The 3,600-nt window shown below is 57.7% G+C and carries 3 protein-coding genes; 1 reads left to right on the top strand and 2 read right to left on the bottom strand.

Features of this window, described 5'->3' with window-relative positions:
- On the top strand, positions 1–237 hold a 237-nt coding region (locus WCB02_RS16620), incomplete at its 5' end, for a hypothetical protein (RefSeq protein ID WP_423959600.1).
- Positions 238–329: 92 nt separating this feature from the next.
- Here the strand turns inward: WCB02_RS16620 and WCB02_RS16615 are convergent.
- On the bottom strand, positions 330–761 hold the full coding sequence (locus WCB02_RS16615) for a hypothetical protein (protein WP_423959598.1): 432 nt from the start codon (positions 759–761) through the stop codon (positions 330–332).
- 1,042 nt (positions 762–1,803) lie between these two features.
- Positions 1,804–3,186, bottom strand: a complete 1,383-nt coding sequence (locus WCB02_RS16610) for a serine hydrolase domain-containing protein (RefSeq protein ID WP_423959596.1) — start codon at positions 3,184–3,186, stop codon at positions 1,804–1,806.
- Positions 3,187–3,600: the final 414 nt, after the last annotated feature.

Raw genomic sequence — 3,600 nt, 5'->3', positions numbered from 1 at the left:
GGGCCCGACGCTTCATCAATCGCAGCTTCGTCAGCGGAAGCTATCCCGGGGATCAAGTGTGCGGTGGGTGGAATTGAAGGCGTTACTTCGGTCGACTGGTACGAAACGGATCAGTTGAAGATCGGCGACGAACTCAGGGTACGCTTAATATCGTCCGATCAGTCCGATCCACCAATTCGATCACAGACGGCCCCGCGTGGTAACCCGGATTGGGTCAGAAGGCACCGCCCAGAATGATTTCTGATATTGGCACGAAGCGTAAGTGCCGTACGGTACCACCAGCCTGCTGACCATGGCGGCCCTTGACCGATACCGGAACTCGCACCCCTTTAGGCCGTCGAACCCGCGCCGGCATTTCGGCCAGCAATCGACCAGTAAACCAGACCCGCAATGACCCCGGCACCGGGGATGATGATTGCAGCGACAGGATTGTCACGCACAAGACGAGCAGGTCCAAACAAATACGAAGCCCAAAGAAGCAGACAGACGGCACCGAGCAGCAAATACGGCATGAGGCGCCGGACACGGAAAACTTCGGTGATCGCGGCCACCACAAGAACAGGCAGGATCAAGACGCCAACATAAATCGAGAAGCCGTAAAGGGACAACCACGCTATCGGGACTATCGCTGGCGCGAAAATCCCAACGGGGACCAATGTCCACAGATACGCAGGAATGAGGATAGATCCCGCCGCAAGACCGGCAGCAAAATATCCTAGAAGCATGACGGGCAGTCGGATGATCAGGGGCTTGATACCCATCGCTTACCGTTTACTCATGGTTCACCGCTCAAGAGAATTTGCATGACCGAGCAATTTCAAATTTGAGCAGAACAATTCGTTCTGACACAATATCGAGCGTTCTGGACAAGACATTGCGGGGAGTGGGCTTGTGGCACGAAGCGTAACTGCCGGAGCGCACCGGGCATTTCCGCAGCTGGGGGAAGACCGGCAGACGGCGCTGACCCTGAACGGTCATCAAGCTGTGCATTGCGACAATTCCTTTATGCCGGTATCGACCCCTATCCAAGTCCTCGACGGAGCCGCTAAGATGCCGTCGCTAGAGCTTGAGGGCGGGCATGAGGCGGCGCGCGTTCATCACATTATCAGGCGGTGCGGTGGCCAAGTCATGCAGCAAAACTGTCTTCCCATATCAATGTCTCCACAAGCAACGGAGATCGCACACGTGTTGATCCACGGAAAGTGCCACTGCGGGAACATATGCTTCTCTCTGACGTGGGAACCTGATCCCGCCGAAATTCCGGCTCGTGCCTGCACGTGCTCGTTTTGCATCAAGCATGGTGGAGTATGGACCTCGAATCCAAGCGGCGCCCTGAAGATATCAGTTAAAGATTCTTCGCTCGTATCCACGTACGCATTCGGTACCAGGACCGCGGAATTCAAGGTCTGCGCTCGCTGCGGCGTAGTCCCGGTGGTCACCAGCCAAATCGACAGTCATCTTTACGCGGTCGTCAGCGTCAATGCGTTCGAGGGAATTGATCAATCACTGCTTCGACGCGCGCCGGCAAGCTTCGATGGTGAAGGAAATGACTCCCGCCTCGCGCGACGGAAGCGCAACTGGATCGCCAATGTCGAGTACCACGACGGCCGTACCTAACCCGCGCGTTGCAGGCGACCCTTATTTTTTCCGCGCCGACAAGGTAATCGCTGTTGGTCGCATTTGGCACGAGGCTGTCCCGGTCAATCGCTATGACTTTCAAGCCTGGCACCCTTGAGACATGACCGGCCGGTCGTCCATGTCCAGTCCTCGGGGTGCAACGGAAGCCGCATTGCTGCATGCAGATCATCGAGGAAGCGCCACCCCGGCGATTTGCATGACGCCAAGCTGGTCGAACAACTCAATCTGTTCACCGTTCAGCACTGGACTGTAGCAGCGACCTCTGGCACCCAAGATCAAGATGCAAAGCTTATCCTCCGCGACCGTCCATGTCCCGGCTGCAGGTCCAAGGGCCTCGTCCCAGTGCGGATAGGTCATCCGGCCGTCGGGCTCGAATCGCATCGTGAACGGACCACCCCTGAGCTTGGTACCGAAGCTGATCGTCTTGCCCTGCATTTTTGCGGCCAGCGTCTCACCTGTCGGTCGTTCGCCGGTCGCTGCGGTGAGCGAGGCATCGGGCCCCGGATCATAGCCCTCGGCCCTCAGGATCAGCCAGAAGAGCCTGCCGATACTACGCATGGTCGGTTCGGTGAAGGGCATGTCGCGGTCGACACGATGCACCACGACGAGGTCGAGCGCGGGCACGACCAAGGCGTATTGGCCGCCGGCACCTTGGGCCATAAAGCTGCCCTCGGGCAAAGTCACCGTCGGCGCAACGGCACCGCCCAGAAAACCGATCCACCAGAGATAGCCATAGCCCATCCCGAACGCTGCTTTCGAATAGCTGCGCGTGCTCTCTTCCACCCACTCCCGCGGCACGATCTGGTGTCCGGCCCAATTGCCTTTGTGCAGATAGAGAAGTGCAAAACGTGCCAAGTCCCGTGCGCTCACGCGGATCGCATAGGCGGGGTGGATCGACGCTTCGCCGCGGACGTAGCTGCCATCCTGTGGCCGGTAGTCCTGCATGCCGATTGGCTTTGCGATCTTTTGGTCGAGCGCCTCGAAGAGGCCGGTGCCAGTTGCGTGCTCGTAGATCGTGCCAAGCGCGTTGAAGTCCCAATTGTTGTAATACCAGAAGGTGCCGGGCGGGTGACTGCCGCGTGGCGGTCTCATCTTGGCATTGTCCGGGGTCTCATAGAGCGCCGCGTGGTAGACCCCGGAACGCGCTTCGAGGAGTTCGCGCACCGTCGCGCCCTTCTCGATCCCGGTCAAGCCAGGCGGATTATCGTCGATGCCGAGTTCGCCAAGCGTGCTGTCAAGGTTGATCTGGTGATCCGACACTGCGATGCCCATCAGGGCGTTGAGCATGCTCTTGCGGATTGAAGCGACTTCCATCGGCTTCGCCGTATTGCCCCACTCGGCCACGACCTTGCCGTGCTGAACGATCACAACCGCGCTCGAGTGAATCTGATCCGAAAAGGATCGCGCTTGGCCCAATTCGGTCTCTGACCAGCCCAATTCTGCAGGGGTGACGCGCTCCCACTCCGCTGCTGGGAAGCCATCTTCAGCTGTGGCAGGCCCGAACCAAAACGCCGAGCAGACGGCGAAAACAATCTGGCGAATATACATTGGATTCCACGCGCTGCGAGCTTGACCTGATCGGAGCACAATACTCATTAACGAGCTACGCAGAATCCCTATTGAGGTATTTTCTTTGGATTTCCACCGACGCTTTCTCATAGCGACGTCTCTCATTGGCACGAAGCGTAAGTGCCTGAGCACACGAGTATTTCCGAAGCTCGAGCTAGACCGGCTGCGCCATCCACCTGTCGGCCACGGCGGCCCTTGACCCACAACAGACATGCCGCATGGCATCGACTCCGAAATTTTTCAAGTTGGATAGCCGATCTTGGCGATATCCTCACGGAGTGAAGTGAGACTGCATTTTTGATTGAGAGAAGCAATTATTTCATCAGTCAGCACACGATGCTCGTACACAGCGATTACAGCCTGTGGAGACACTTCTCTTTCATAGTATTCAGT

This window comes from Bradyrhizobium sp. (genome assembly GCF_049581145.1).
GTDB lineage: Bacteria > Pseudomonadota > Alphaproteobacteria > Rhizobiales > Xanthobacteraceae > Bradyrhizobium.
The sequence above is the reverse complement of the archived record's forward strand: the minus strand, read 5'-3'. Positions and strand labels throughout refer to the sequence as shown.

Coding starts and splice junctions, on each gene's coding strand:
- WCB02_RS16615 (WP_423959598.1), bottom strand. CDS start 761: ATGGGTATCAAGCCCCTGATCATCCGACTGCCCGTCATGCTTCTAGGA.
- WCB02_RS16610 (WP_423959596.1), bottom strand. CDS start 3,186: ATGTATATTCGCCAGATTGTTTTCGCCGTCTGCTCGGCGTTTTGGTTC.